3 protein-coding genes are annotated in these 2,733 nt (G+C 42.1%); all 3 read right to left on the bottom strand.

Going from position 1 to position 2,733, the window contains the following annotated elements:
• Positions 1-677 (bottom strand): glutamate mutase L (locus tag AC3LHT_RS10215; protein ID WP_488662815.1); only part of this gene is annotated, 677 nt, incomplete at its 3' end.
• Between the two features lie 5 nt (positions 678-682).
• Positions 683-1,144 carry a GatB/YqeY domain-containing protein gene (locus AC3LHT_RS10210; RefSeq protein WP_290646230.1) on the bottom strand — a complete coding sequence of 154 codons (462 nt, stop codon included), beginning with the start codon at positions 1,142-1,144 and terminating at the stop codon, positions 683-685.
• Between the two features lies 1 nt (position 1,145).
• The gene (gene lysS / locus AC3LHT_RS10205) at positions 1,146-2,636 is read right to left on the bottom strand and encodes a lysine--tRNA ligase (protein WP_488662814.1); all 1,491 of its coding nucleotides are present in this window, start codon (positions 2,634-2,636) and stop codon (positions 1,146-1,148) included.
• Positions 2,637-2,733 lie beyond the last annotated feature (97 nt).

Here is a 2,733-nt window from a genome sequence, read left to right as displayed (position 1 = left end):
ACTGAGTAAATTCTCTCCATGCCTGGTGCCTTTATTATGTTTTCCGCGAAAACTTTTCGTATGATTTCACGAGTAGGCTCCACATTCAACTGGTCTATACGTGGATATACATTTTCAGCTATGAGCACGGGTTTTCCAGCTTCTGTCAATATTTCTGTTATTGTTTCTGTGGCTGTGATGTTCCCGGCAAAGATCACGGGCACGTTTAAAGGGAGGGTAGCCAGGAGCTTTGCATTGTGTATCACAGTTTCCCGCTCTCCGTAATCCACGCCGCCAGCAAGGAGGATTATTCGCGGGTCTACCTCTACAATATGTTCTAGATCTTTGCTGTTTAACTTTCCAGCTGAGACATACTTTATCACCGCACCTGCCCCTAAAGCCGCCTCACGAGCGGCTTTAACAGTCATGTCATAGACAAGCCCATGGACTGTCATTTTCAGTCCCCCAGCAGCGCTGCTTGTGGCAAGAAAGATGTTCCAATCAAGTGTATCGACATTCAAGCGCTTTTTAAGGGTGGAAATTGCCCTTTCGATTCCAAGCGTCACATCACCGGTATCTACAGTAGTATAATGCTCTCCCTGGGAAAGAAATCTCAATTTTCCTGAGCCATCTGATGCAAAGGCCGAAAGCACAGTTGTGGTACTGCCAATTTCAGCAATAAGTGCATCAACTTTCATTTTCTTTACCTGCTTTCAAGAAGTTCTCGTACAATGCGGTTGACAATTTTGCCATCGGCTTTTCCCTTAACCCGTGGCATAAGTTCTTTCATGACTTTGCCTAAATCGGATGGCTTGGCGGCACCCATGCTGTCGATGATTTCTATCGCCAATTCTCTTATTTCGTTTTCGGATAACATCTTAGGCATAAATTCTTTTAAAATGTTCAATTCAGCTTCTTCAGAGGCGGCCAGTTCATTTCTGCCAGCATTCTTGTACGCTGCAATAGATTCTTCGCGTTTTTTGGCTTCCTTCAAAACAATATTTTGCACGAGCTCATCTGTAATACCCTTGTTTCTGGCCTCCGCTGAAGAGGCAAGATAGTTTTTAACAGAAGCCACAATTGCACGAAGCGTATTAAGCTTCACATGGTTCTTTTCCTTCATTGCTTTTTTTATCTCTGATTGAATATTGTCGTAGAGGTTCATATCATTCCTCCTTTTTCTCAGAAGCCTGTTCGGTTGCGAGTTCCTCTTCTGTAAAACTCACAGGCCTTACAAGTGGGAAGGGAATTATATCTCTTATATTTGGTGAATCAGTTATGAACATCAGGATTCTATCTATCCCTATGCCCAGTCCGCCCGTTGGGGGCATTCCATATTCGAGCGCTCTTACAAAGTCCATATCCATCATATGTGCTTCTGCATCACCAGCGTCTCTCAAACCAGCTTGATGAAGGAACCTCTTATATTGCTCAACGGGGTCATTCAACTCACTAAAGGCATTGGCACACTCCATACCATTAATCACCAACTCAAAGCGTTCAGTTACACGAGGATCATTTCGGTGTTTCTTTGCGAGAGGGGAAATAATTACTGGATGTTCTAATACAAAAGTGGGAGCTACGAGTTCATCTTCCACGAGATCCCATAGCTTTTCAATAAGATGACCTCGCTCCTTGATCTCTGGTATATTGTCATGGCTCTCCAAAACCTGAAGAAGTGCTTCGTCGCTGTCTTCGAGAATATCGACACCAAGGCGTTCTTTGATAAAATCCCTCATTTTCACCTTTCGCCAGGGTCTGGAGAAGTCAATTTCTTTTCCTTGATATTCAATAACTGTCCCACCGGTTAGTTTTTCCACGACAGAACTTATAAGGGCTTCTGTTAATTCCATCATATCCTCATAATCTGCGTAGGCTTGATAAACTTCCATCATGGTGAATTCCGGATGATGCTTGTAGGAGATACCCTCGTTTCTAAAATTTTTCCCAATTTCGTAGATTCTTTCGAAACCACCTACAAGATACCTTTTTAGATAAAGTTCTTCCGCAATTCGCATGTACATGTCCACATCAAAAACATTTATGTGGGTAATAAAAGGTCTTGCTGAAGCACCACCTGTGACAGAATGTAATATCGGTGTTTCTACCTCCATAAATCCCCTCTGATTTAGGAATTCTCTTGTCAATCTTAGAAGCTCAAATCTCTTTTTGAATCTTTCGAGAGCTTCATCATTGGACAGCATTTCAACATAACGCTGTCTGTAAATTATTTCCTTATCCTTTAGTCCATGCCATTTTTCAGGTAGCATTCTGATGGCTTTTGAGAGAATTTCGAATTTTTGTACGTAAATCGACATCTCCCCTGTATGCGTCCTAAAAGGGAAGCCTTCTATTCCCACAAAATCTCCAAGGCTTATGTGCTTTTTGAAGAGTTTAAAATTCTCGTCTCCCACGGAATCTTTTCGGATATAAGCTTGTATTCTTCCCGAATCGTCTTTTAGAACAAAGAACGCCGATTTTCCGTGATGTCTCAATGCCACTACCCTTCCAGCTGTGGAAAGAATAGCATCTTCCTTGGTTTCCGATGCCTCAAGATAGTCGTATTCTTCTTTTATCTTTGCAGATGAATGGGTTTTGCTAAATCTGTACGGATAAGGTTCGATACCAAGCTCTCTTAATTCAGCAATGTTCTGCATTTTTTGTTGTCAGAACCCGCCATGTATCATTGCAACTACCATTATGAGTTCCGGCAATCCCAATTTTCAAATTCAAATGGTCAAAGAGAGCCTGAGT

This window comes from Kosmotoga sp. (assembly GCF_982836095.1).
This window is presented reverse-complemented; position numbering and strand designations above follow the sequence as displayed.